General features: G+C 50.3%; 20 protein-coding genes. 1 reads left to right on the top strand and 19 read right to left on the bottom strand.

From position 1 onward, the window contains the following. Positions 1-49: 49 nt before the first annotated feature. From BACSA_RS14300 to uxuA, 18 genes are all read right to left on the bottom strand, one after another. Positions 50-2,797, bottom strand: coding sequence for a hybrid sensor histidine kinase/response regulator transcription factor (locus BACSA_RS14300; RefSeq protein WP_013618747.1), 2,748 nt, complete (start codon positions 2,795-2,797; stop codon positions 50-52). 139 nt (positions 2,798-2,936) lie between these two features. After that, a complete protein-coding gene (locus BACSA_RS14295; RefSeq protein WP_013618746.1) occupies positions 2,937-3,440 on the bottom strand; it encodes an energy transducer TonB in 504 nt (167 codons plus the stop codon). Between the two features lie 221 nt (positions 3,441-3,661). Beyond that, positions 3,662-4,558 (bottom strand): carbohydrate kinase family protein, encoded by an 897-nt coding sequence (locus BACSA_RS14290; RefSeq protein ID WP_013618745.1) that lies wholly within the window; start codon positions 4,556-4,558, stop codon positions 3,662-3,664. Between the two features lie 197 nt (positions 4,559-4,755). After that, a complete protein-coding gene (locus tag BACSA_RS14285) occupies positions 4,756-5,919 on the bottom strand; it encodes an MFS transporter (RefSeq protein ID WP_013618744.1) in 1,164 nt (387 codons plus the stop codon). A gap of 12 nt (positions 5,920-5,931) precedes the next feature. Continuing rightward, positions 5,932-8,127 (bottom strand): alpha-galactosidase, encoded by a 2,196-nt coding sequence (locus BACSA_RS14280; RefSeq protein ID WP_013618743.1) that lies wholly within the window; start codon positions 8,125-8,127, stop codon positions 5,932-5,934. Positions 8,128-8,270: 143 nt separating this feature from the next. Then, on the bottom strand, positions 8,271-10,139 hold the full coding sequence (locus BACSA_RS14275; RefSeq protein ID WP_013618742.1) for a GH32 C-terminal domain-containing protein: 1,869 nt from the start codon (positions 10,137-10,139) through the stop codon (positions 8,271-8,273). A gap of 30 nt (positions 10,140-10,169) precedes the next feature. After that, the gene (locus BACSA_RS14270; protein WP_013618741.1) at positions 10,170-12,515 is read right to left on the bottom strand and encodes a TonB-dependent receptor; all 2,346 of its coding nucleotides are present in this window, start codon (positions 12,513-12,515) and stop codon (positions 10,170-10,172) included. A 376-nt stretch (positions 12,516-12,891) separates the two neighbouring features. Then, positions 12,892-14,685 (bottom strand): AAA family ATPase, encoded by a 1,794-nt coding sequence (locus BACSA_RS14265; RefSeq protein WP_013618740.1) that lies wholly within the window; start codon positions 14,683-14,685, stop codon positions 12,892-12,894. Positions 14,686-15,099: 414 nt separating this feature from the next. Then, complete coding sequence (locus BACSA_RS14255) at positions 15,100-15,438, bottom strand: hypothetical protein (protein WP_013618739.1); 339 nt, start codon at positions 15,436-15,438, stop codon at positions 15,100-15,102. Beyond that, positions 15,428-15,682, bottom strand: coding sequence for a prevent-host-death family protein (locus BACSA_RS14250; RefSeq protein WP_013618738.1), 255 nt, complete (start codon positions 15,680-15,682; stop codon positions 15,428-15,430). The genes BACSA_RS14255 and BACSA_RS14250 overlap by 11 nt, the downstream gene beginning before the upstream one ends. A 92-nt stretch (positions 15,683-15,774) precedes the next feature. Further along, positions 15,775-16,416 (bottom strand): dethiobiotin synthase, encoded by a 642-nt coding sequence (gene bioD / locus BACSA_RS14245; protein WP_013618737.1) that lies wholly within the window; start codon positions 16,414-16,416, stop codon positions 15,775-15,777. 101 nt (positions 16,417-16,517) lie between these two features. Further along, entirely contained in the window at positions 16,518-17,270 is a 753-nt protein-coding gene (gene bioC / locus BACSA_RS14240) for a malonyl-ACP O-methyltransferase BioC (protein WP_013618736.1), read from the bottom strand. Continuing rightward, entirely contained in the window at positions 17,255-17,920 is a 666-nt protein-coding gene (locus BACSA_RS14235) for a DUF452 family protein (RefSeq protein WP_013618735.1), read from the bottom strand. The genes bioC and BACSA_RS14235 overlap by 16 nt, the downstream gene beginning before the upstream one ends. Positions 17,921-18,128: 208 nt before the next feature. Then, positions 18,129-19,301: an 8-amino-7-oxononanoate synthase gene (locus BACSA_RS14230; RefSeq protein WP_013618734.1), complete on the bottom strand. Its 1,173-nt coding sequence runs from the start codon at positions 19,299-19,301 to the stop codon at positions 18,129-18,131. Between the two features lie 105 nt (positions 19,302-19,406). Continuing rightward, positions 19,407-20,732 (bottom strand): adenosylmethionine--8-amino-7-oxononanoate transaminase, encoded by a 1,326-nt coding sequence (gene bioA, locus BACSA_RS14225; RefSeq protein WP_013618733.1) that lies wholly within the window; start codon positions 20,730-20,732, stop codon positions 19,407-19,409. Next, positions 20,722-21,678: a biotin synthase BioB gene (gene bioB / locus BACSA_RS14220; RefSeq protein WP_013618732.1), complete on the bottom strand. Its 957-nt coding sequence runs from the start codon at positions 21,676-21,678 to the stop codon at positions 20,722-20,724. Before bioB ends, bioA begins: the two co-directional genes overlap by 11 nt. Then, on the bottom strand, positions 21,675-22,193 hold the full coding sequence (locus tag BACSA_RS18970; protein ID WP_013618731.1) for a hypothetical protein: 519 nt from the start codon (positions 22,191-22,193) through the stop codon (positions 21,675-21,677). The genes bioB and BACSA_RS18970 overlap by 4 nt, the downstream gene beginning before the upstream one ends. A 102-nt stretch (positions 22,194-22,295) precedes the next feature. Continuing rightward, positions 22,296-23,489, bottom strand: coding sequence for a mannonate dehydratase (uxuA, locus tag BACSA_RS14210; protein WP_013618730.1), 1,194 nt, complete (start codon positions 23,487-23,489; stop codon positions 22,296-22,298). 425 nt (positions 23,490-23,914) lie between these two features. Between uxuA and BACSA_RS14205 the strand changes: the two genes are divergently transcribed. Continuing rightward, positions 23,915-24,916 (top strand): malate dehydrogenase, encoded by a 1,002-nt coding sequence (locus BACSA_RS14205; protein WP_013618729.1) that lies wholly within the window; start codon positions 23,915-23,917, stop codon positions 24,914-24,916. Between the two features lie 382 nt (positions 24,917-25,298). Here BACSA_RS14205 and BACSA_RS14195 read toward each other — a convergent pair whose 3' ends face one another. Further along, positions 25,299-26,360 carry a carbohydrate porin gene (locus tag BACSA_RS14195; protein WP_013618728.1) on the bottom strand — a complete coding sequence of 354 codons (1,062 nt, stop codon included), beginning with the start codon at positions 26,358-26,360 and terminating at the stop codon, positions 25,299-25,301. Positions 26,361-26,410 lie beyond the last annotated feature (50 nt).

The raw sequence follows: 26,410 nt of genomic DNA, 5'->3' as shown, positions 1-26,410 counted from the left end.
ATTTTTGTGGAATAAACCAATACATTCCGGCATAACGCATCCTTCTGACTTACTCCTTCATTCGCTTCAAAAAATCGGTAGGGCTTTCGCCGAAGTAGTCTTTATAGCACTTGGTGAAATACGAAGGCGCGCTGAAACCTACTTCATACGTTATTTCAGCGATGGTCTTGTCGGTAGAAGCCAGCAACGAAGCTGCACGTTTCAACCGCGCGATGCGGAGCAGTTCGTTGGGCGAGTAACCGGTCAACGCTTTAGACTTCCGGTAAAGCTGGACACGGCTCAGTCCTAATTCTCCGCCCAAGTCTTCCACACTCAAACCTGCATTGCCCAAACGGGCTTCAATCAACTCGCGCAGTTTCTCCACAAAACCCTTGTCCACCTCGCTGATTGACTCCTGTTTCAGAGCCGAACGGTCGGCAAAGAAGCTTTGCAGACGGCGGCGGTTATCTATCAGGTTCCGCAGGCGCACCTGCAGCAGCTTGGCACTGAAAGGTTTCAGGATGTACGAATCCGCTCCACACTCGTATCCCTGCACCTTCTGCTCGTCCATCGTATAGGCGGTGAGCATCATCACCGGGATGTGCGAGGTCTGCACTTCCGACTTCAGCCTCCGGCAACACTCCATGCCGTCCATCACCGGCATCATCACGTCGCAGATAATGGCATCGGGCACGTATTTCATCGCCTGCTGAAGCCCTTCCTGCCCGTTGGAGGCCTCCAGCACCCGGTATTCCCTCTCCAGCAGCAACCTGACATAGTCGCGCACATCCTGATTGTCATCGATGACCAATACCGTTTCACGCCGGTCGTCTTCGCCCGCTTCCGGAGACGCCTGCACCGTTCCCTGACCGGCGGAAAGCACCGCTCCCTCTTTCAGGCTTGCCGGAACCGCCTGCTTCTCCAGCCCTTCGGCAAGCGTGCCCGCCTGCTTCATCGGCATCTCCACCGTAAAGATGGTGCCCTTGCCTTCTGCCGAATCCACCTTCACCGTGCCGCCGTGCATCTCGGTGAAAGCCTTCACCAACGCCAGCCCGATGCCCGAACCGGCATAATGCACGTCTATCTGGTAAAAACGCTCGAAGATGTGCTGCACGTGCTCGGCGGAAATGCCCACTCCGGTATCCGAGACCTGATAGCGCAGCCAGCGTGTCCCCCCGTGCTCGAATTGCGACAAGGCAAGCTCCACCCGTCCGTTCTCGGGCGTGAACTTGAATGCGTTCGACAACAGATTATACGTTATCCGCTCCAGCTTCCCGGCATCGGCTATCATCGTATATCCCTCATCGGAAGGGGCAGCCGACACCGAGAAATGCACATGCTTGCGATAGGAAAGCGTGCGGAAAGCCTCGGTCCACTCGTTCATCTCCCCGGCGATGTCGAACTCCGAAAGGTACATCTTCAGCTTGCCGCTCTCGAACTTGCGGAAGTCGAGTATCTGATTGACGAGGCGCAACAGCACCGTCACGTTCTTATGCACGATGCGGAGCAGGGAACGTTCGTGCCCGTCCAAATTCCGGCTTGCCTCCAGTTGGTCAATAGGGTCGGCGATCAGCGTGAGCGGCGTGCGGAAGTCGTGCGACACGTTGGTGAAGAAAGCCAGCTTGGCGTGCGTCGCCTCCTCCAGCTGCCTGGAAAGGCTGATAAGCTGGTCGCGCTGCGCTTCCAGCTGTTTCTTCTGCTCGGACAACTCCACGTTCAGCCGGTTCTTTGTCCAGAAGCCCCGCACGGCGACAAACAGGGCGATGCCGAACAACGCCAGCATCACCACGCACGTGTACAGCAAGATGCGCTGCGAAGCGTAACGGGTAAGGAAATGGTTTATCCGCTTGTCCAGCATGTCTATCTTCTCGTCCAGCTGGCGGATTTGCCCAGTCTGCATCCGCATCACCCGCGCGTTCCCCTTGTTGACCAACGCCGAAGAGAGCGCAACGTCGTGCTCGTAAGGCTTCCCCGTCAGGATAGCCATCGCCGTCTGCATCACCCGGTCGCCGCCGGTAGGATAAATAAAGGTGGCGTCGAGCTGCCCGCTTGCCACCTGCTCCACACCATATCCCTCGCCCGCCAGCGCGTCGATGCCCACAAACAGCATTTCCTTCTCGCGCCCGTACTTCACCGCCGCCTCGTAGGCACCCGCCGCCATGCGGTCGTTGTGCGCAAACACCATGTCTATCTCCGGAGCGTGCGTCAGGAGCGAGTCGAACACCAGGCGCGCACGGTCGCGCCTCCAGCCGGCATCCACCGAAGCCGTCACCCGTATGTCGGGATACTCGCGCAAAGCGTCCGTCATACCCCGGTGGCGTTCCGCCGCAGGCGTAGAGCCGCGCAGCCCCGTCACCTCCACCACCCGTCCCTTGCCTTGCAGGCGCGAGGCGATGTATTCGCCCACGTTGTAACCAATGGTATAATTGTCGGCGCCGATATACGCCGTATATTGGTTGGAATGTATCTTCCGGTCGACCAATATCACCGGAATCCCTTTGCTGTATGCCTTCTCGATAACCGGCGTAATGGCATCCGCCTCGTTGGGCGACACCACCAGCAGGTCCACCTTGTTGCGCATCAGCAGTTCGATGTCGTGTATCTGCCGCTTGTTGTCATCGCCCGCGCTGCGGAACACCACTTCCGCCTCGGGGTAAAACAACGCCTCGCGCGTGATTTCCTTGTTCATCTGTTCGCGCCACTCGTCGTCGCTGCACTGCGACACGCCGATGACGTACCGCCGTTGCTGTCCGGAGCATCCCGCCAACAGCGCCAGCAGCAGAAACAAGCTTACCAAGGATATGCAGTTGTGTCTCATCGTATCATCCGTTTAAGTTCTTACCGATGCGAAGATACGCATTTCCGCGTAATCCGCCAAATTCACCACAGAAGGCTTTTTTTGAAACGCAGATTAGCGCAGATTCTCGCATTTCAAAACTATCTAAGCATGGCTTCAGTCACTCAAACCGTACCGTCCACCTCTTTAAGAAATTCACAGGCTTACCCTTTCGTGTTGCCGGAGCGGTGAAGCGGGGCAGATTGGCTATTACTTTGCAGGCGATGGAGTCCATACGCACAGCCACTTCGGGACTGGCACCGTTCTCTTCCGCCGATTTTTCAATGATTACCTGACGGACATATCCTTTTTTATCAATAAGGAAAGCAACATCCACTATTCCTTTACCAAGGTGTACATCGGCTAACTTCTTTTGCACATAATTCTTTAGGTCTATCGATAAAAGCGGATTTTCGGGATCGGAAGTATGTACAGGAAATATGGGGTCTGTAGCATAATTATAAATTGTATCTTTGCCTATCACATAATACGGAGGTGCAGTGTATAAAACGCTGGCTATAAATTCATCTTCCTTAACCGTATCTGCAGGTTGAACATTTTGTTTTTTCCCTCCTTGGCAAGAAAGCAGGGCAAGCGATAATAATAAAAAGAGAATCGTTTTCATAGGCGCAAAATTTTATACGGACAAATCTACAAAAAATTATCAAATTCTTTTGGAATTTCCGTTTTCTCCCTCTAACTTACCGTGCAAATGAAATAAAAAATATTGAATATCGTAGAGACGATGTGCACATCGTCTCTACATCAACGCAGATTGGCGCGGATTCACGCGGATTGTTTTTTATTTTTAATCTGCGGGAATCTGCGCTAATCTGCGTTTCCTTATTATTCTGTGGTGAGTCCTTCCGTCAGCCGCGGGGGCAGCACGGGCATCGCGCCGTTCTGGGTGCAGACGAATGCCGAAGTGGCTACCGCCAGCCGATGCGCCTCGTTTACGGGCAAGCCACGCAGGATAGAGGCAACGAAAGCCGCGGTAAACGAATCGCCTGCGCCTACCGTGTCGGCAACCTCCACCTTCGGGGTCTCTACAAACGACACCTCGCCCGGCGTGAAGACGTAGCTGCCGTTGACGCCGCAGGTCAGGATGAGCATCCGCAGGTTGTATTTGGCAAGGAGAATCCAGCACTTGTCCTGCAGGTCGATGCCCGGATAGCCGAACATGCGGCTGATGGTGACCAGCTCCTCGTCGTTTATCTTCAGGATGTTGCACTTGCGCATCGACTCGCAGATGATTTCCTTGGTATAGAAGCCCTGGCGCAGGTTGATGTCGAATATCTTGTACTGTCCCTCGCCGTCGGGCATTACATCCAAGAAGCGGTTGATAGTCTCGCGCGACACCACGCTGCGCTGTGCCAGCGAGCCGAAACATACGGCGCGGGTCTGGCGCGCCAGCCCTTCCAGTGCCGGAGTGAAGGGGATGTTGTCCCACGCCACGCCTTCGCGGATGTCGTAACAGGGCACGCCGTTGCGGTCCAGTTCCACCTGCACCGTACCCGTGGGATAGGGCACGGTCTCTATCATGCAATTCAGTTTCTTTTCATGGAAATTCTTCAGAATCTCCACGCCCAACTCGTCTTCGCCTACCGCGCTCACCACGCGGCTGTCCAGTCCGAACTGCGATACGTGATACGCAAAGTTTGCCGGCGCACCGCCTATTTTCTTTCCTTCGGGCAGCATGTCCCACAATGCTTCGCCCATTCCTACTACGATTGTATTGTTCATGGCTTTTAAGTTTTTAAGTTTTTGAGTTTTTAAGTTTTTGAGTTTTTAAGTTTTTGAGTTCTTGAGCTTAAGCATTTTGTCAAATTGCATGTAGGGGCGTATCGCATACGCCCTGAAAGCATCCGTGTGGATTAGTGGACGTATTCGGGCGTATGCGATACGCCCCTACAAAACTTACAAACTCAAGAACTTAAAAACTAACGCTTCAGTTTAAACATATAAATAATCAGATAAATCACTCCTGCCGTCATTACCGCTACGGCACCGCTCTGGCCTACGGCATCGCTGGCGAAACCCATCAGCAACGGGAAGACCGTGCCGCCGAACAGACCCATAATCATCAAGCCCGAAATCTCGTTCTTCTTGTCGGGCACAGCCAGGAGGGCTTGCGAGAAGACAATGGAGAACACGTTCGAATTGCCGAAGCCGATAAGGGCAATGGCGATGTAAATCACCGTCAGGTCGGTCGAAACGAACAGCAGCACCATAGCCGCCAGCATACATGCCACGCTGATGCCCAGGAAAGGTTTCGATGCCACTTTCTGAAGAATGACAGCCCCCGAAAGGCAGCCCAGCGTTCGGAAGATGAAGTAAAGACTCGTGGCGAATCCTGCATCATCGAGCGGCATGCCCAGGCGTTCCATCAGAATCTTGGGAGCCGTGGTGTTGGTGCCCACATCGATGCCCACGTGGCACATGATGCCCAAGAAACACAACAGGATGAACGGGCTGCCAAGCAGCTTCAGACAACTGGAAAAGCCGGAAGCCTTGTCGGGCGCTTCCTCTTCTATCGGGGTAGCTCCCAGCCAAAGGATGGCGACGACAGCCACCGCCATGTAGACGGGGAACAGCACGCGCCAGCCCATACCGAACTCGGGTATCGCCTGCGTGGCTCCCCACATGGCGATGTAGGGGGCAAGGAACGAGGCGATTGCCTTTACAAACTGCCCGAAGGTGAGCGAACTTGCCAGCTTGTCGCCCGCGATGATGTTGCTCAGCAAGGGGTTGAGCGAGGTCTGCATCAAGGCGTTGCCGATGCCCAACAGGGAGAACGAGCAGAGCATGATGCCATAACTGTCGCCAAACAAAGGAAGAAGCAATGAAGCGAACGTCACGATAAGGCTGAGCAGCACCGTGCGCTTGCGTCCGATGCGGTTCATCAGCACGCCCGTAGGCACCGAGAATATCAGGAACCAGAAGAACACCAGCGAGGGGAAGATGTTCGCTTCCGCATCGCTCAGGTCCAGGTCCGCCTTCACATAATTGGATGCGATGCCCACCAGGTCGACAAAGCCCATGGCGAAGAAGCAAAGCATCACGGGAACCAGTTTCCCGTACTTGATTTGGTTGTCGAGTGTCATAATTCCTCTATTTTATTGTGCTACAAACTCTATGACCCGGCTCTGCATTTGCTGGAAACCGAAAACATCCAGCCCTACCTTCATCAGGTAATCGCCCGAATATACCTTACCGTCGGCTTTCAACGACGAAGAAGCGTCCGGCATCAGATTGATTTCCTTGACCAGATACATCTTTTCGGGATCAAGCCCTTGCATACGGACCGCCAACAGTTTTTCCTGATAACGCGGATGGATGTCGTAGGCGAACAGCACGGCGCTGGCTTTATCCTCACTCACATAATTGACCGCCATGTGATTGCTTTCATAAGGCGAGACCAACCGGTATTGGCTTCCTTCAAGAATAGCCGGTTTCAGACGGTTCCAATTAGCTACAGCCGCACGGCAATATGCCAATTCATCTTGACTCAACTCATCAAGACCAATATCAAAGCCCAGCTTGCACATCGAAGCCATGTCGGTACGGAACTTGACAGAAGACGCCCTGTTCCAGCTTGTCACATGGGCACACATCGCCTTGGCAGGAAAGAAATGCGAGAAGCCCCATTGGATATAAGCCCGTTCCACAGGGTCTGTATCGTCACTGCACCAAAATTCATCGAAATACTTCAAAGCTTCGTAATCACAACGTGCACCACCTCCTGAACAAAGCATCATGGTTACGTCTGGATAATTTGCATGTATACGCTTCATGACATTATACACTCCACGCACATGGTCTATGTACAAACGTCCCTGGCGTTCTTTTAAGTAAGGAGAATAAATATTGGTTATCGGACTGTTGCAATCCCACTTGAAATAAGCCAACTCCGGATTTTCTTTCATCAGCTTATCCACAACCCCACACACATAATCCTGCACTTCCGGATTACTCAAATCCAATACCAACTGATTGCGATAATAATATCTTTCTCTATTGGGGTAATGAATCGCCCAATCAGGATGTTTCTCGAACAATTCACTTTTGGGATTCACCATTTCCGGCTCTATCCAAATGCCAAACTTCACACCAGCCTGTTTGGCAGATTCAATCAATGCCGGCACGCCTCCGGGCAATTTATCTTGCGTAGCTTCCCAATCGCCTAACCCTGCCTTGTCATCTTTACGTGGGTATTTATTTCCAAACCACCCGTCATCCAGCAAAAACAAATCCACACCTAAGTCCTTCGCCTCGCGCATCAGTTCAGCCAACAGTTCTTGATTGAAGTTGAAAGCTGTATTTTCCCAATTATTGAGCAAGGTCATACGGTCCCCTGTTCCATTCTTCAACTGATACTTGCGCATCCAATCCTGCAAGTTACGGCTGCCTTTCCCTGTTCCTTCGGCACTGTATGTAAAGACAAATTCGGGGGTTGTAAAGACCTCTCCACGCTCTAAGGGATAAACAGAAGCATACGGATTGACAGACGGAATTATCCGTAAGTTTCCTACATTATCAACCTCGAAGGTAAAGCGGAAATTCCCGGTCCAGCCCAATGTACCCATCAATACATCCCCTTGATTTTCACTGGCTGGCTGATCTAACCCAACCATAAAAAACGGACTGGCATGCATTGCCGCACGGCTTCCCAACTTAGTGTCGACAATCTTCTTTCCCGGTTGAAGCTGCCCGGTGCTCATCTGAGCTTCCTTTGCCCAGTCGCCTGTAAACTCGGTCAGATAATAACTGCCCCTGTTGAAATAAAGCATCGTAGAAGCATACGCCGAAAGATAAACCGGTTTCTTTTCCTGATGCACGATTTCACTCCATGTCTTGATGACATCTTCTTCCGGATATGCCACATAGTGCAACGTAACTTCTACCGGATATGCATCATCGCGCAACACGATATCGGTCTGCGTTCCACCTTCCACTTCTTTAACCGAAGATGATACATAATAGAGCCAAGTGGAAGCGTTCCCGTCGTTGTGCGTCACTGCCAATGCCGGTTCGAAGAAATCCTCATTTCCCGAGCCGCCGTACACTTCCCAGCCCCGTTTGCAGACGCTCCCGTCCGAAGCGGCATGTACCGCCCAGTCTAATTCCTTCAAATCGGCTTCATGCAATAATTTCTCACCCAGATATGTCTGATACAACCGTCCGTTCTCTGCCACCTGTAACACCAAATCGGTATGATTGGTAGAAATACGGATAACCTGATTTTCGGCTGCCTCTAATGAATTCCCTGCCAAAGCAAGCCCCATTGCAGCACACAATAAATGTCTCATCATAGCCATTCGATTTAATCTATTAAAAAACAACAAACAAAACAACGACACACAAGCGTAGAGTTTCTATTCAGTCTGATTTTCCGGCCATTTCCTCCACGCCTCTGCGTCGTTGCAAATCGTAATAGTAATTATATGGAAATTAATTATAGCCCCAGTTTGTATACTTTCATGTTTGAAACTTGTGCCTCACCACCCTCGGTATAGAAACGGAGCGTATTATACGGCTCGGTAGGGAATACCAGGTTGGTCATTGCAATACGGCCTCCGTCCACAAAGATTTCCACCGAACATTTGTCCACAAATACATTCAGGTGGTAAGTCTTGCCTTCGCACAAAGAAAGCGGTGCCCATGTTCCCAACGCAAAATCATTTTGATAATTGACAGACATCGTCTTACGGTGGTCGTCTGTTTCTTTAGCATGCGGCTCCGATTTCTCCCCGAAAGCGACCAGACCGCTTGCCGTGCGGTCCATCACCAACCTGCCTGCCTTCATATCCAAGTAAATCTTGGCGGCTTCACCTTTGGCATTCATCAGGTCGAAACCTGCTACACCCGACGTGCCCGGAGTGATATCCATTTCCAATTCGTATGCACCATCTGTCTGCGGGACAAGCTCATCAATCTTATGTTCGCCTTTTACCGTAACCGCATCGAACGAACGGGCATCCTTACGCAATGCTTCCACTTCCTTCACCACATCGGCAGCTACATAAATCTGACCGTCCTTGGTGTACAAAGACAATTCACGAGGCAATCCGTTGGCACCCCGATATTGGCGGATTGGGGTTACATTGGCGTATTGCCAGTTGCTCATCCAAGGAATAGAGATGATACGTTCGCCCGTATTCGAAATGCAGACCGCCGCATAATGGTCTTTTCCATAATCCAACCACTTTACAGTTTCAGGTTTCGTATCACATGTAAATTCTTTCCCGTCGAAATCTCCTACAAAATATTCCGTTGCGCTTCCGCCGAACATACATCCCGGATTGATATTGACCAGCATCACCCATTTCATCTTATTCTTATCCCCATCTACAGGCAGCTGAATGAAATCCGGACACTCGAACTGATTGGGCTGTGCACCGTAACCTTTGCCGAAAGCACTCATATATTCCCAGTCCTTCAAATTCTGTGAAGCATAAAAACGCATTTCCTTATCGGCAGAAACAATCATCACCCACTTCTTGTCGGGTTCATACCAAAAGACTTTCGGGTCGCGGAAATCCTTTAAGCCGTCAAACGGGAGCAGCACCGGATTCTTCTCATATTTCGTGTAGGTACGTCCGTCGTCGGTACTGTATGCCATGCATTGTATCTGCCCATGTTCGTCACTTGCCGATGTGTAAAGAGCAATCAAGGCATTGTCACCATAACCAGCCGTATTGTTTTTATCAACCACAGTACTACCGGAAAAGATATGTCCCAGTGTATCGCGGGCAATAGCCGGTTTCAAATGGTTCCAATGGATAAGGTCGGTGCTGACCGAATGCCCCCAGTGCATATTTCCCCACTTCGAGCCGTATGGATTGTATTGGAAATATAAGTGATATTCACCGTCTTTATATACCATGCCATTCGGGTCGTTCATCCAACCGTAAAGCGGAGTATGATGATAAACGGGACGGTAATAATCGGTATTGCTTGTATCAAACGTATCAGTCAATTGGATATGCTCCCAACATACAGCATCGGCAGCTACCTTACGAATTGAAACGGTTGCTTTCCCGCCTTGCGGAAGTTCGAAAGGCACATAATACTCAATGCTGTCTACGGCAAGACGGATATCCATCGCCATATCAGCAGGACTTCCGGTCTCCAATTTCACTTTTCCTTCCCCGCTTGACTCCTGGATGGGGAGCAACAGGTATTTTCCCGGAGCTTTCACATAAACCGTTGTAAGCGTATCTCCTTGATGTTCGAGCGTAAAGCCTTTGTCTTGCTGCCGGCAAGAGACAATGCCGCAAGCCAGCATCGTTCCTATCGCCAAAGAAATGAAATTCGTTTTCATGGTGTATCTGTTTTCGTTGTAAATATAGTATTAAAATTTCAATTGTGCGGAAAATTCCACGGTAAACGGACGAATATAGCTGCCAGCCATTACATGACCTGCATACTGTCCGGCATCTTCCTTCTCAATCAACTCGGCACCGGCAATGCTTCCCTTCGCTCCGGTCTGGTTCAGGAAATTAACTACCGTACAGCCCAAAGACAATTTCTTGTTTACCTGCCAGTTCAGTCCGCCGAAAGTTTCCCAACGTCCGTTAAAGTAATAAGCATCGTTGATATTGGCATACGTCTTGCTGAAATAACGGAAACTGGTCCAGATTTTCAGGTCTTTCGTAATCATATAGCTTGGGTCAATTTCCACAATGACCTGGGGAATCTCGGCTACGATATTGCCTGTTGCATTGATGCTTCCCACATAACCGTCGGGGAAAGTAACCGAAGTCTCGTATTTCTTATAAGTCGGTTTTTGGTAAGTGAACAGGAAGTGAAGGTCGAAACCTTTGAACGGCGTAGCGACCACATCGGTAGTCCATCCCAAAGTCTTGATATCGTAAGTCAACGGAGCAGCCATAATCTGATTCACACCGTTTACGGCATGCTGCAGGTTCAGCGTAGAATTGTTATTGGTCTTCGAAATATAAGAGAACAAAGAAGTCAGGCTCAGCCAGTCATTATTGTAATAGATACCTACCCGTCCCAAAGGTACCGAAATCTTATCAGTATTCGGCGTTGTAGCCGGAGCGAAGTTTTCAATACGCGGATGCTGGGTGATATAAGTAAAATCTCCGGTAAACCCGAACTGCTTTGTCAATTTGTATGTAGCTGCGGCACTCAATGCATAGTTAAACCAATCATACGAGATAGGCGTAGGAGCAATCTTCACGCCACCCGGACTTGTAGCACCGATATAATAGTTAGCAAAACGACCGACAAAGTCACCGTTGGCATCCTTCACCGCCAGATTTTCGCCTCGCAACGCCTGATATTCCAAGCGTGCACCATAATACAAATTAAAGTTATCGGTTATGTCCCAGTCATGAGTGAAATATATTGCAAGTTTGTTTTCGTGTCCTTTATAATATTCTGAAGCGTTCTTGTTGAAATCATAGTAATAGCCATTTCCGCTATATGAACGGTCGGCATAAGTAGCATAATCGGCATTGAACAGACGGACCGGATAACTTCCGTCCATCGGTACCGACTGGTCGTACATCGTTGTATTGGATGTATAGTCCACGTCATAATACCATTCGTTCACTCCCAAACGCCACGTGCCGCTGTTCACCTTGCGTGACAGTTCGGTCGTAAACATAAATTCGTCTATGAAGCCACGGTTCAGACACGACATACGGCTCTGTACATACTCGCCATCGTATGCCTGCATGCTTCCGTCTTCGGCTTCATACAAATAATTGATGCCCGCTTCGTTCTGGTCAAGCGACATCGGGGTCTGATAAACCAATGAGCCCGTCGCATGGTCATATTTCACAATCGTTTTCCATTGCAACCCGTTATCCCATTTATAGTCGTTCATCAGAACAAACTCGCTTCCCTTATTCTGAGTGGCGTCATACAGATTGGTCTTATGCACTTGTCCAGTCCGCATATCCCGATACATCATTTCATTATCTACAGGCAAATACGAAGTCGTTCCCAATGCAAACTTGCCGAATTCCTTTACACTTCCATCGCCTACATAAATAAAAGGAGCCGATTGCGTAGCATAATTATATACCGGATGGCTATTGCTATAATGATACATAGCCGTAAACTCGCCCCGGTTATCATGATAACGTTTTGTCAGAGCGAATTTGTATATCTGCGTACGGTCTTGAAACGGAGTAGACTTAATTTTAAATGTTCCCGGGTCAAAGTCCTGGTAGATACTTCCACTGTAAAACCAGTCTTTGGCTATCTCCCCGTTCAGGTTCAAAGATATCTCCTGCATGCCGAAATGGTTTGCCTTATAATTTAAAGTCCCGTGGAAACCTTTCTGGCCTAATTGGGTAAACGAGTTTACCGCATAACCGATATTTCCGGTTGTAATCGCCGTTTCTGAAATCTTCAACAAACCGACGTGGCTTAAACTGGCATCAGCACGCCACAATGAATTCACACTATGCGGGTTCGTAGCATAAGTTACGGGAATGCCATTTTCCAACACATTGACATCTGCCGACGGAAGCCCGATCTGAATCTCACGAGGACCGTTGGCACTTGCCGCATTCAGCATGACGTTCCGATTCCCTTCCTCTTTCGAAGAACCGTCTTTCGCGGAGTTAGTTTCTTGCGCATGGGCATTTGTACAAGCTAATGCAAGCAGCAGAACCGCCGCGCTCATCCGATGAAATGAAAACTTTTTCTTACCTGCTTTCATGGTATTACAATTTTAATAGCACAAACAATAAATGATTTTTGTGCAACAAATGTAGCGAGCAATGCAAAAGCGGTATAAAAGAAATGTTTCATCTTCAAGCAAATATGTTTCCATGTAACATTTTTGCTAAAAGATGAAACATTCTTGCTACCCGCTTGCGCAAAGTCATACGCCTGCCTGCCGGAAAGGATATGACTGCATAGCCCGACTCATGCCTATGTGCCTCCCAGTCCTCCTATATAGGACTGCAGTCCTCGGCTGTCAGGACTGCAGTACTGGCTATACAAAACTGCAGTCCTGACAGGCGAGGACTGCCGGTACGCATAAATGGCTTTTCCAACGCAACCGGATGCAGAAAAGAAACCTGCCTCTTGCCTCAAGCGGTGAAGCCGATGCGCCTCGCCAATGCAACCTTCGGGGCGTTTTCATAAAGGAAGGCAGGTTCGGCTCCGGCGACATCCGTTTCCTCTATCCAGCGGAACAATTCGGAGGATTCGGTGGAAAGCGGCAACGCCATCACCCGTTTCGCCATGCACTTCAAGATGCCGTGCTCTACCAGATTGTGTACCCAGCGGCCGTTGCCGAAATGCTCATCCTTATGCAAGACGGCTTTTTCTACCAGTTTCGCCAAGCGGACGTCTGCCGCCTCGCTCAGTTCGAAGTTATGCTCCGCCAACAAGTGCCGCGCCATTTCCGTCAATTCGTCCGATGTGAAGTCATCAAAGTGAAGGCGGAGCGGGAAGCGGCTGTCCAGCCCCGGATTCAGGCGGAACAACGCCTGCATCTGCATTTCATAACCCGCCAGGATGACTATCAGGTCGGGATTCGGTTCGGAAAGAACGGTCATCAAAGCATGAATCACTTCCTTGCCGAAGTCGCGCGAATCGTCTTCGTGAACAAGTGTGTAAGCCTCGTCAATGAAAAGCACCCCGCCACGGGCCTCAGCTATCGCGGCACAGGTTTTTTGCTCGGTCTGACCGATGAACTCGCCTATCAGTTTCGCGCGGTTCGTCTCTACGGTATGCCCACGTGAGAGCAATCCCATTTCATGGTAGATTTCCCCTATCAGGCGGGCAACGGTGGTTTTCCCCGTACCCGGACTGCCCAAGAACAAGAAATGATTACGATTCTCTGCCGAAACTTCCAGCCCTAATTCCTTGCGGCGCCGGGTGAACAAAGCCATCGCGCAAGCCTCGCACAGTTCGTCTTTCACCCGCGAAAGACCTACCATTTCTTCCAACCGCTGCAAGGCAGGTTTCCTTTCCTCGCCCTGTACTTCTGCCGCTTCCGGCATTTCCGTTTCATCCGGAGAGAAGCCTTCAAGCTCCGTCTTCCTTTCGGTAAGAAGCGTTTCGGGCAGACGGAAACACGTGTCTTCATTCTCGAAGAGCGAGAAATAAGGGTAGTAATCAGCATTCAGCCATTCCATGGTCAGAGTGGCTCCGTGAAAAACAAATACCGTATCCGGAGCGATATGGGCACCTACCAGATAACACACCCGCTCCAACAAGTGAAGGGAAAGCATATCATCATCCGCCCCGCTCACCTCGGTCAGCACGCATTCTTTCCCCCATTCCTCCTTAACGCAAGGAACCAATACCAACGAAGCGAACCGCTCCGCCCAATCGGCATCGCCCGTCACTTGAAGCGGAGGTACCGAAGCCCATGCCTTCGTCTCTATATTTTGCGTAAAGAGCCGGATTTGCTCCATGAAACGGACGATGAAATCCTCGTCAAGATGAAAGCCTTCCAAAACAGGCCACCACGACCGGAAAGCCAACCGCCCGGCAAAGAGCATTTCGGGCGAAGAAGGCTCCAGGCTTTCCAAACGGGCACTCGAATCAATGCCTTCGCCCGTGTAAAGAAACAATTCCGCTTTCCAGCTTGGAACGCCGTTGACATAAACAAAAGCCCGATACGTCCCGCCCGTCCAGGCATCGGATGAAGAGACTTCGAAATGCCACGTACGTATCGCCTTGCTTGAGGATGCCTGCCGGGCAGCGACACCCATCAGCCGGTAAGCGGAAGTATAAAGACGGACAGACAATTCACGCACGTCGCTCCGTCCTTTTGCAAGGATAATATCAACATTCAAACAATTTACAGCATATTCGGGAGCAGAAACCGCACTCCCCTCGGCGCGCTTCGCGCGAATCTGATGATTTTTCATATACAACAAAACAATGAAAGATGAAACATAAGAAAACAAAATTTGAATATCCGCAAACATCCCATGTAGGGGTGTATCGCATACGCCCGAATGCATCAACTAACCCATGCGGATGTCTTCAGAGCGTATGCGATACGCCCCTACAAGGCAATTGGGTGGAATGCGGATATTAAAAAGCCTTTCTTCCCCATCCGGAAGAAAGGCAAATACACACGAAGCCAAAGAACACAACAACCCCCGCCGCTCTCCAGCGGTTGCCAATTCCATCACGTATGAAAACACCATGCCTTGCCAAGCAAAAACATTCGCCCGACAAAAGCACACGTCATCCTCGCCCCTCTACGAAGAAGCGCTACGTGATAAACCGATTGTGTTGTGTCTTTGCATTGTTTTGTTGTTTTATAAATTCTTTCGTTATAGACCTAATTCCTTTATTATCGCTTTGATAACGTTCATTTTGATATTTGAGGCTTCCGCTTTGTCATAAATAAAGAGCAAATACAGCTTTCCGCCTTGTTCAGACACCAAAGCATCAAACGTAATAACCCGTGCCCCGCCGGCTTTTCCTTTGCCCTTTGCCGTAATTGCCATACGCACCTTACGGATGTGGGGAGCAATCTCGACACCTTGATGCGGATTGGCTTTCAAGTCTTCACGAAACGCTTTAATATCTTCATCGAAGCCTTTATATTTCTTTGATAGCCTCTTAATAGCCCTATCAACATCTGCAGTAGTTATAATCTCAAAGTTCATCAATCACTTCGTCTAAAGTTTTCAATTTGATTTTCCCGTCCAAATGATCCCTTACTTGACGTAACGCCGCGACAATGTCATCGGTTATATCGCGTTTTTTTCCTGCCGCATTCTCATCTTCCACCGGAATCAACTTGAAACTGCCGGACGAACGGGACTTCAAGATTACGTCTTCACCGCTTTTTGCCAAATCGAGAAACTTCGTCTGATTCGCTCTGAAATCTCTTGTACTGATAACAATCATATTCCGCCTCCTTCCTTATTCGTTTCCTATTCTGCTGCAAAGGTACGGAAAAAAACATTGGTTACCAAACTGGACGCATTGTTTTTATCCGGTCAGAGGCACGGCACCACTTCCAGACGCGCCTCCGGATATTTCTCCTTCAGCAAATGCCGGATATACTCCTCCGTGTCTTGGCGAATCAGTGCATCATCTTCTTCGGGGAAAAGGTTATAAACCAGCGTATGCAGACGGATGCCCCGCCGGTCTGCCGCCTCCAGGCTCAGCAACAAATGGTTGATGCTCCCCAGCCTGCCCGAGGTAACAAACACCAACGGATAATGATGCCGGGCAATGTAATCAATGGTCAGCAAATCGCGGGTCAAGGGCACCATCAGCCCTCCCGCTCCCTCCAGCAACACGGCGTCATAGCGTCCGCTCAGCGTTTGCGTAGCCCGCTCTATCTTATCGAAATCAATCGGGCGGCGGTCTATCTCCGCCGCCAAGTGCGGCGAACAGGGATAACTGAATATCTCGGGCATCGTCAGCCGATCGTCATCTTCGGGGAGCCAGCCCGTGCCCATCAGCCGGCGGTGCAGCGCGATGTCTTCCGATACGTCTTCATTACCCGTCTGTACAAGCTTTTGCGTAATGGTGCGGATGCCTGCTTCGTTCCACTTCCGCGCCAGATAACCCGTGGCATAACTCTTGCCGATATTGGTATCAATGCCACTTACAAAATACACATTGTCTTTCATTGTTTCTTTCTTTTAGACTGAACACAGAGACACGGAGACACAAAGAATATTTTCCTCCTAAAAAATAAAAGACTCTGTGCCTCTGCGCCTCTGTGTTCATATTAATATTTTACACATATTATATATATAGGATGATACGTCAGCGTGACGCCTCCGCCGGATGCCGCATAACGTCCGGCATAACGCATACTGAAGTCTGCCAGCTTCTCCCGTGTCCAATGGCAGGGACGGATGCCTGTCACACCCGTATCTTTCAGATGCCTCAGCACGTCCAGCGGAGTCGGGAAAGAAAGCTGCACACATGCTTCTGAAGCATGGACGATGTGATATGCCTCGGATAGTGCCACCTTCAGTTCGTCCAACGGACGGTAAGGAAGCCCGGCATCTGTCAGCGCACGGATTTCTTCGGCATTGCGGGGACCGAAGGTGCTGAAGGCAAGATAACCACGGCCGGACAACAGCTTGCGGCATCCCAACAAGAAACGTTCGGGCGCATCGAACCACTGCAGTGCCGAGCACGACATAATCAAATCCTGGCCGGAAGGGAAATCAAGCGCCTCGGCATCCTTTGCCACAAAACTTACCTGCCCGCCCAGCAAGTCGGCGAAATAAGGCTCCACTTCAGGACAAAGGTCGTTCAGCACCAGCCGCTCCGGACACCAGCGGTGCAAATAGGCACGGGTGAACAATCCGGTTCCGCATCCGATTTCGAGCACCCGGCGATGCGAGTCCGGCGACACATACCGCCCTATCAGGTCTGCCATACGCAAAGCAATGTCGCGTTGCACAAATGCCTGACGCGGATAACTGCCCGAAGCCTTGGCAAAACGATGACGGATCAGTGCCTTGTCCATACAGCCTCCTCTCCCGAAAGCAGGCGGTCGAACAATGCGCCGCCGTAATGCGCCACGTCTTTTTCAATGACCGCAGTCCCCCTCCATGCCTCACGCTGGTTGGCAGGAGGAAAGATTTTATCGCCCGTCCCGACGATTGCCTTGTCCCATACGAAAGGAGCGGACGGACGGCGCACGTACTGCTCTAACGCCTGCAGCTCTTCGTGCAATTCCGGTACCGGACGGTAAGGCGCGTGCGACAGAAATTCTTTCACCTGCTCCGCCGTCCCGCAAATGCGCCGGCGGAAACGCACCAACGCCGCATCCGAAAAATTCTCCAGCGTAGCGCGGAAGATAGCTTCGGGGATTCCCTTCCGGTCATCTATCGGGAAGGGAGTACCGCCTACGGCAAGCCTCATCTGCCACGGATAATCCTTGCCTGTCAAGATTTGTCCGGCAACCCACACGCCCATCGACCAAGCTAGCAGGCGGATTTCGCGATAACCGTCCAGCAGCGAATAGTCGAAATCCAACGTGCGGTAATCGAAACACAACAGATAATCGTACCCGTCTTCCACCGGACGGCTGAACAGGTGTTCGTCACTTCCCCACCCTGCAAAGAAAAGCAGCAGCCGGGGATTGTTTTCTTTCTTTATAAATCGTTGTTCCATATTGTTTTTTCACAAACCATTTTGTTACATTCTAATGGGAATCCGTCCTGCATTGTGCAGCAAGCTTTCCAGCTGTTGTCACGCCGGATTTGCAATCCGGCGTAATTGAAGAATCGGATTTGTAATCCGAAACCATTAGCCGGTGATGCGGATTACAAATCCGCAAAGTTGATTACACCGGATTGCAAATCCGGCGTGACATATGTATTTAAGTCCCCCCTTCGGAGGGAATTGAGGGGGCTTCAATGGCTTCTACCAGCCGTTCCACCTCTGCTTCGGGCAATGCCGCCGTGAGCGACAGGCGCAGGCGTGAGGTGCCTTCGGGAACCGTGGGCGGACGGACGGGGAGGACATAAAACCCGTTCTGCCGCATCTCCGCCGCCTTGAGGACAGTCTTTTCGCTCTCACCCACCACCAACGGAACAATGTGGCTCTCCGAAGGACAAGGATAACCCGCCCGGCGGACTGCTCCGCGCACCTTCTCCGCCATCGAAGCTAACCGGATGCGGCGGTCTTTCCACCCGTCCAGCCGCGAAAAAACGAATTTGGTCCACGCCACGTTGAGCGGCGGAAGCGCCGTGGTAAAGATAAGCGTCCGCATCCGGTTGACCAAATAATCGTGCATCAAACGGCTGCACACTACGTATGCCCCAACCGAAGCCAGCGCCTTGCCGAACGTGCCGCACAAGAAATCAATGTCCGCCAGACAGCCCTGCTCTTCGGCTATGCCCAGCCCGTGCCTGCCCCGCACGCCGACGGCATGTGCCTCATCGACGTAAAGCATCACATTCGGATAAGCCTTCTTCAGCTCCGCCAGTGCGGCAAGCGGAGCCACATCGCCGTCCATACTGAACACGCTTTCGGTCACGATGATAAGCCTGCTGAAAGCGGCATGATGTTTCTCCACCAGGCTCTGCAACTGCCTGTAATCCTGATGGCGGTAGCGGATGCATCGCGCCGCCGACAAGCGGATGCCGTCTATCAGGCTGGCGTGCACCAGCTTGTCGGCAAGTATCAGCGTATGCCCATCCGCCACAGCGGGCAGGATGCCCGTGTTCAGGTGATAACCGCTGCTGAACGTCAAGGCACTTTCACGCCCGAACCGTCCGGCAAGCAACACTTCCAATTCGCGGTGCACCGCAAAATTGCCCGTCAGCAAACGGGAAGAGGAAGCCGAAAGCAGGCGGTCTCTCTCCGGCACACCGCGGAGAAACTCCTCTTGCAAGCCTCTGTCGGAAGCCAGCCCCAAATAATCGTTCGACGCAACGTTCAGCATCCGCCGTCCGTCTTGCCCAATCCATACCCCATCGTGTTCCGCTTCGGGCAAGGTGCGCAGGTTGCCTTCCCGCGCCAATGCGTGTAAAATCTGTTCTTCTTGCATACTACGTTTGTTTTGTTCTAATTGAAACACAGATTTTCGCAGATTAACACAGATTGAAGATTAATTATTTCCTGAGTCATCTATTCCCTAAAAAGATAATCCGCGTCAATCTGCGCTAATCTGCGTTTCAGGCAAATCTGAATCAAGCTTCGTTTCACTCACTATCTTCACCAGCCCCGAAGTGAGCTTCGTCAGTTCATCGGGGGAGATGACGAAGGGAGGCATTACGTATGCCAGCCTGCCAAAGGGGCGTATCCAAATGCCTTCCTCCACAAAGCGGCGTTGCATCCATGCCATGTCCACCTCCCGTTTCGTTTCAATCACTCCGATGGCTCCCAAGACCCGCACATCCGCCACTTGCGGAAGCATACGGGCAGGTTCCAACTCCCTGCGCAGTTGCGCCTCGATGCGCTCCACTTTCTCCTGCCAGCCATACGACAACAACAGGTCAATCGAAGCGCACGCCACCGAGCAAGCCAACGGATTGCCCATAAACGTAGGACCGTGCATAAACACACGAGGCTCGCACGATGAAATGCCTTCCGCCACTCTTGCATTGGCAAGCACCGCCGAAAACGTCATATACCCTCCGGTCAACGCCTTTCCGATGCACATAATGTCCGGCTCTACGCCGGCATGTTCCCAGGCGAACAGTTTTCCGGTACGCCCGAAACCGGTGGCTATCTCGTCGAAAAGCAACAGGACACCGTATTCACGGCACAGCTTCGCCGCCTCGCGCAGGTATTGCGGATGATAGAAACGCATGCCGCCCGCACCCTGTACGATGGGTTCCAGTATCAGTCCTGCCAGTTCTTCGTGATGCTTTTCCATAATCCCCCGCAACGGAAGAATATCGCTTTCGTCCCACTCGCCTCCGAAATGGCTTTCGGGAGCCGGTGCGAACCAGCGTACCGGCAATGCCGGACCAAACAGGCTGTGCATCCCCGTCACCGGATCGCACACCGACATGGCGTTCCACGTATCTCCATGATATCCCGAACGGATGGTCACAAAATTACTCTTTCCGGAATGTCCCATCGCATATTGGTATTGCACCGCCATTTTCAGCGCAACCTCTACCGCCACCGAACCGCTGTCGGCATAAAAGATGTGCCGCATCGAGGGCGGAACTATCTGCAACAGCTTCTTGCCTAAGGCAATGGCTGGCTCATGAGTCAAGCCGCCGAACATTACGTGTGCCATGTCTTTCAACTGCCTTTCGATAGCCTCGTTCAGTTCGGGGCGGTTGTACCCATGCACGGCGCACCACCACGAAGACATGCCGTCTATCAGCCGGGTACCGTCCGCCAATGTTATCACGCATCCTTCCGCCCGTTTTACCTTGTACGTAGGCAACGGGTCGACCGCCGATGTGTAAGGATGCCACAAATGGTCGCGGTCGAACTTATCAACAAGTTTATCAACATTCATAACCTGCATTTTTTATCCGTTCTACATCTTCTTGTACCTTCGAACCCAGCGTGGTAAGCAAATCGCCCACAATCGCCGAATTGATTCCGGCATACAACGCACGGCTCACGCACGCCTCGCTTAACCTTGAACGCCCTCCGGCAAAGCGCAGATAAGCTTCGGGATTTACCAGCCGGAACATTGCTACCGTGCGCAATACCTCTTCTTCCGATAAAGGAGCGACTTTTTCCAACGGCGTCCCTTTTATCGGCTGCAACAGGTTAAGTGGAATAGACTGTATATCCAACCCGTGCAACGTAAAAGCCAATTCCACCCGATGACGCATCGTCTCGCCCATCCCGATGATGCCTCCGCTGCACACTTCCATCCCTATGCGGCACGCCGCCCGGATGGTCTCTATTTTCTCTGCCTGCGTATGGGTGGTGCAGAGATTCCCGAAATAAGAAGGTGCCGTCTCCAGGTTGCAATGATAGCGGGTAACGCCCGCCTCATGCAAAGCACGTAACTGAGCCTCATCGGCAAGACCCAACGAAGCGCATAAATGTATCCCGCTATGCATACGCAAATAAGCGAAACGCTCGCACAAAACCTTTATCTCCTTATCCGAAGGACGCTTGCCGCTGGTCACCAGCGAGAAACGGTTCACGCCTTGCGCTTCGTTGGCACGGGCATGACGAAGGCATTCTTCTTCCGAGACCAGACCATATACCTGCACGCCCGTATCATAATACGCAGACTGGGCACACCATTTGCAATTCTCCGGACACCGCCCCGATTTCGCATTGATAATGGAACACATATCAAACTTCCGTGAAGCACACCTCACCGTAATCCGATGTGCCACCTCACACAACACGTCCAACGGGGTTTCTTCGGCAACCCTCAGCACCTCATCGGGCTGAAGCGGCTTCCCTTCGTAAACAGCTTTCTCTACTCTTTCTATCATTTGAGCTTATAAGTCTTTAGGCTGAAACGCAGATTAGCGCAGATTTTCGCAAATAAAAAATAATTATATCTGCGAAAATCTGCGCTAATCTGCGTTTCAAAAAACATTAAAAGCGGAATGAGAGAAACCCGCTTGCGAGCCTTTCCCATTCCGCTTCCTATATTATATAAAGGTATATAACGCTCCGGACAAACAACAGATTTACCCGAAACCGATACCACTCTCTGCATCAAGAACAGAAGCAATACGGCATTCACTACCTGAGATGCGGACACTAAGATTCCTCCGCCACCGTCATCTACAGCATCTTCCGCCATTCTCTCGTCAACGGACGTTCTCTGTTCCCGGTTCCCGGCAGAAAAAGATTTGTTCTTGCTCAATGCAGCATCGGCAATGCTCCGGCATACATGCCCGATTGTCACAACAATGCGCAGACTCACGAACACGGCATACCCCTTCCGGCTCCACCGACGGAACCGGATACTGCACGCCTTATGTAAACAAACCTTCTTCATGCCGTTATTTTAATTGAAACGCAGATTAACGCAGATTTTCGCAAATATAATAATTTAAAATGAATCTGCGTTAATCTGCGAAAATCTGCGTTTCAAAAATAATCAGTATTCCACTTTAATATTCCGTTTCATCTCGTCTTCCACTACAGCCATCATGCCTTCTACCTGCGCCAAAGCCAACATACGGCCGTGGAACGAATAGCCGGCATTGTAGCCTTTGTCTTCATCGCCCAACATCGTGCGCCCATGGTCTACACGCATCGGAAGCCCCGGCTTTATTTGTCCGAAAATACGAATCAAGTCGATTACATGACCACGACCTTCCAAGTGCGAACTTTCGATAAAATTGCCGCCCGGCATAGCCGCCGTACTGCGCAGATGTACAAAATGCGTACGCGAAGCAAACTTCTTCGCCAATTCACGCGTATCGTTATGCTCGCCTGCGCTGAGCGAACCGGCACAGAAAGTCAAGCCATTGTGCGGATTGTCTACAGCATTCAAGAACCAAGCAATATCCTCTTCATTGGTCACAATACGTGGCAAGCCCAAAATCTGGAAAGGAGGGTCATCGGGATGCACACACATATTCACGCCGTATTCTTCGCATACCGGCATAATGGCAGCCAGGAAATAACGCATGTTCTCACGCAACGCAGCACGGTCGATTCCGTCATACAAAGCCAACAGGTTGCGGAAAATAGCCACCGGATTCTTGTCGCCTTCCTTGATATTTCCGTTTACGAATCCCTGTGTCTTCACGATAATCGAATCAATCAGTTCGTCTTTCTCGGCTTCGGTAATCACTTTGTCCAGTTCAGCCACCTTGCGCAGTTCTTCTTCCGTATAGTCCGCCTCGGCACCTTTACGTTTCAGAATCATCGTATCGAAATAAGCGAAACGTACGCGGTCGAAATACAACGAACTGGAACCGTCTGCCCACGGATGCTGCAAGTCGGTACGCACCCAGTCGATGACCGGCATAAAATTATAACATACCGTCTTCACGCCGCATTTGCCCAGATTGGCAAGGCTCACCTTATAGTTCTCAATCAGTTGGTCGCGTTCCGGACCGGCATATTTGATAGCCTCGCACACCGGCAAGCTTTCCACTACCGACCATCTCAACCCGTACGATTCGATGTACGACTTCAAGTCATTAATAGCCTCCTCGGTCCATATATCACCGTTGGGCACTTCATGAAGTGCTGTCACAATACCTTCTACGCCGATTTGGCGCAACATGGGAAGTGTAATCTTATCTTTCTTCCCAAACCATCTCCAAGTTTTTTCCATCATATATACGAGTTCTTGAGTTTTTAAGTTCGTAAGTTTTATCAGTTCTTTGAAAAAAGACGGCGAAAGTTATCAAGAATATTCGAAACATGCAAATACATACCCTGTTATTTGCCTCCGAAAACGAAGATATACTGCATCCGCAGTTTCAGATAACTGAAACCGTCTTAGAAGATATCTTACTTTGCCGATGCAGTATATCTTCGTTTTCGGGAGCAGTTGTGAACTGCCTCTCCCATTTGCCAAGTGCTCATAGCAAAACGAGAGACGGTCTTTTAAAAATAGTGAAATATTTCCGTAATTAAGTTGAAAACATCCTATTCTTTCCCATATTTCCTGACACAAAGGCGCACAGTTCCGAAGAACTTTTTTATCTTTGCATCGAAAGAAAAAAAGAATATTCATCACTTAACTAAAATAATAGAATTATGGAATTTGTAACAAACGAAAAGCTTACCATTGTTGGTGCTGCCGGCATGATCGGTTCTAACATGGCTCAGACTGCCATTATGATGGGTTTGACTCCTAACATCTGCTTGTACGACCCGTATGCTCCGGGCTTGGAAGGCGTAGCTGAAGAATTGTACCACTGCGGTTTCGAAGGCGTAAACGTAACCTTCACTTCAGACATCAAAGAAGCGCTGACAGGTGCCAAATATATCGTGAACTCAGGAGGTGCAGCACGTAAGGCAGGCATGACTCGTGAAGACTTGCTGAAAGGCAACGCTGCTATCGCTGAAGAATTCGGTAAGAACGTAAAAGAATATTGCCCGGATGTAAAACACATCGTTATCATCTTTAACCCGGCTGATATCACCGGTCTGATTACGTTGTTGTACTCAGGCTTGAAACCTTCACAGGTTACTACCTTGGCTGCTCTCGACTCTACCCGTCTGCGCAGTGAACTGGCTAAATACTTCAACGTACCTATGGACGCTGTTGAAAACTGCCGCACATACGGTGGCCACGGCGAACAAATGGCCGTATTCGCTTCTACTGCTAAAGTTAACGGCAAACCGTTGACCGACATCATCGGCACTGAGGCTCTGAGCAAAGAACAATGGGCAGAAATCCAACAGAAAGTAACCAAAGGCGGTGCTAACATCATTGCATTGCGCGGACGTTCTTCATTCCAAAGCCCGGCATACGTTTCTATCGAAATGATTGGTGCTGCTATGGGTGGCAAGGCATTCCGCTGGCCGGCTGGTACATATATCTCAAACGATAAGTACGACCACATCATGATGGCATGGGAAACTTCAATCACTGCTGACGGTTGCCACTGCGCTGCTCTGAACGGAACTGCAGAAGAACAAGCTGCTTTGGACAAGAGCTACGCTCACCTCTGCGAATTGCGTGACGAAGTAATCGCTATGGGCGTTCTTCCTGCTATCTCTGAATGGAACAAGCTGAACCCGAACATCAAATAATAAGTCGATGAGTCTCTGAAAAGAGAAGTATATCCCGCCGGCGGAAGCTGGCGGGATATTTTTTTAATATGAGAGCCTGTTTAAATTTTCCAATAAAGTAATATTCTATCAGGTTCTTTTGCGTTTGTTTCCGGTCTGTTTTCCCGATTTTATTCGTCAGATAGCCCGCTATCCTCCTCATAAAATCAGAAAAACATCCTCGAAAACAATTCGCAAAATTAACCTGAGCAAAATTTAAACAGGCTCTGAATGTCCGCATTTTACCTAATTGACTGTAGGGGCGTATCACATACGCCCTGAAGACATCCGCGTGGATAAGTGGGACGCATTCGGGCGCATGCGATACGCCCCTACATGGGATGTTTGCGGATATTCAATTTTTTTAATTCCCCAACTCCAAAGACAAACGTAACAGCCCGGCTACAAAATTATGCTTGTTGTGATGAATAATATGTAAGGCCGGCTGCAGGGAAAGCCACGAAGTCAGATGACAATGAATCGTACACTCGATGTCGGTTTCATCTCCGTCTGCAAATAGCAAACGGTTACACACAATACCAGCCGTCATATTATTTCGAGCGATGCGGTTCATCACCAGACCAGCTCCCCAATATCCGTTACATGGCGTATCACGGCTGGTCATAGCGGCACCCTGCCCCAACAAGACCAGCTGAGATTTACCGAACATAACTAACGGCTGCTCTACCAAACCCCAAAAACCGGTTTCTTTTTCATGGACACTCCCATCATCAGAAGGTGTTTTCCCATAAACATACCCTAACGTATAACTTGCCGCCTGTTCGCCTTTCGTAGGAATTTCATAGGAAATGCACCCCAACGTAAACACCCCATCGCTCGCAGGGCAAAAACGGAACTGGCGGTTGAAATCATCATTTGCCACCCCGTTATACACACTCGCCTTCAATGTAAGCCCCTCTGCCGGAAGGTATTCCAAATGGATGCCCATTGCCGAAAGCGGAAAGGTAGCTAACGGATAATTCAAAGAAAGAATGGGGTAATCGGCATCCGAAGCTCCTGTAAAAAGCCCCGTTGCCGGAGTCGTAAAATAATCTACATCCACGTTGCGCAACCCCAATGACACAAAAAAGCGGTCGCCGAATGACTGACGCAGCGAAGCCTGTATCAGCCGGAACGGTTTGTTCTCATCGGCATAGATGTTCGACAATCCTAAATTATCATTATCTACTGCCCCTCCAGCCTGATACGTAGCAATCGCCATCCCTTCGAAAGTGGCTCCCTTCCATAAACCGACATTTACATCGGCTTCCAAATAATTAACCCACGACGTATTCCCGTTCGTCATATTCCACTCGCCTTCGGTCATTGCCGTCAAACTCCATCCCACACGGGAAGAAGCTTCTTGCGACCATGCCACCGCTCCACATAAGCAAGCGGCAAGCCCCATTAAAATTCGACGCATCATTTAATCTTTGTATTTACTTGCGGTGCAAAGGTAATGAATTTATTTGTAAA

This window comes from Phocaeicola salanitronis DSM 18170 (genome assembly GCF_000190575.1).
In the GTDB taxonomy this organism is placed as follows: domain Bacteria; phylum Bacteroidota; class Bacteroidia; order Bacteroidales; family Bacteroidaceae; genus Phocaeicola; species Phocaeicola salanitronis.
The sequence above is the reverse complement of the archived record's forward strand: the minus strand, read 5'-3'. Positions and strand labels throughout refer to the sequence as shown.

Bases quoted from the DNA above. Each gene is read 5' to 3' on its own strand.
- BACSA_RS14300 (WP_013618747.1), bottom strand. From the start codon at position 2,797: ATGAGACACAACTGCATATCCTTGGTAAGCTTGTTTCTGCTGCTGGCG.
- BACSA_RS14295 (WP_013618746.1), bottom strand. From the start codon at position 3,440: ATGAAAACGATTCTCTTTTTATTATTATCGCTTGCCCTGCTTTCTTGC.
- BACSA_RS14290 (WP_013618745.1), bottom strand. From the start codon at position 4,558: ATGAACAATACAATCGTAGTAGGAATGGGCGAAGCATTGTGGGACATG.
- BACSA_RS14285 (WP_013618744.1), bottom strand. From the start codon at position 5,919: ATGACACTCGACAACCAAATCAAGTACGGGAAACTGGTTCCCGTGATG.
- BACSA_RS14280 (WP_013618743.1), bottom strand. From the start codon at position 8,127: ATGATGAGACATTTATTGTGTGCTGCAATGGGGCTTGCTTTGGCAGGG.
- BACSA_RS14275 (WP_013618742.1), bottom strand. From the start codon at position 10,139: ATGAAAACGAATTTCATTTCTTTGGCGATAGGAACGATGCTGGCTTGC.
- BACSA_RS14270 (WP_013618741.1), bottom strand. From the start codon at position 12,515: ATGAAAGCAGGTAAGAAAAAGTTTTCATTTCATCGGATGAGCGCGGCG.
- BACSA_RS14265 (WP_013618740.1), bottom strand. From the start codon at position 14,685: ATGAAAAATCATCAGATTCGCGCGAAGCGCGCCGAGGGGAGTGCGGTT.
- BACSA_RS14255 (WP_013618739.1), bottom strand. From the start codon at position 15,438: ATGAACTTTGAGATTATAACTACTGCAGATGTTGATAGGGCTATTAAG.
- BACSA_RS14250 (WP_013618738.1), bottom strand. From the start codon at position 15,682: ATGATTGTTATCAGTACAAGAGATTTCAGAGCGAATCAGACGAAGTTT.
- bioD (WP_013618737.1), bottom strand. From the start codon at position 16,416: ATGAAAGACAATGTGTATTTTGTAAGTGGCATTGATACCAATATCGGC.
- bioC (WP_013618736.1), bottom strand. From the start codon at position 17,270: ATGGACAAGGCACTGATCCGTCATCGTTTTGCCAAGGCTTCGGGCAGT.
- BACSA_RS14235 (WP_013618735.1), bottom strand. From the start codon at position 17,920: ATGGAACAACGATTTATAAAGAAAGAAAACAATCCCCGGCTGCTGCTT.
- BACSA_RS14230 (WP_013618734.1), bottom strand. From the start codon at position 19,301: ATGCAAGAAGAACAGATTTTACACGCATTGGCGCGGGAAGGCAACCTG.
- bioA (WP_013618733.1), bottom strand. From the start codon at position 20,732: ATGAATGTTGATAAACTTGTTGATAAGTTCGACCGCGACCATTTGTGG.
- bioB (WP_013618732.1), bottom strand. From the start codon at position 21,678: ATGATAGAAAGAGTAGAGAAAGCTGTTTACGAAGGGAAGCCGCTTCAG.
- BACSA_RS18970 (WP_013618731.1), bottom strand. From the start codon at position 22,193: ATGAAGAAGGTTTGTTTACATAAGGCGTGCAGTATCCGGTTCCGTCGG.
- uxuA (WP_013618730.1), bottom strand. From the start codon at position 23,489: ATGATGGAAAAAACTTGGAGATGGTTTGGGAAGAAAGATAAGATTACA.
- BACSA_RS14205 (WP_013618729.1), top strand. From the start codon at position 23,915: ATGGAATTTGTAACAAACGAAAAGCTTACCATTGTTGGTGCTGCCGGC.
- BACSA_RS14195 (WP_013618728.1), bottom strand. From the start codon at position 26,360: ATGATGCGTCGAATTTTAATGGGGCTTGCCGCTTGCTTATGTGGAGCG.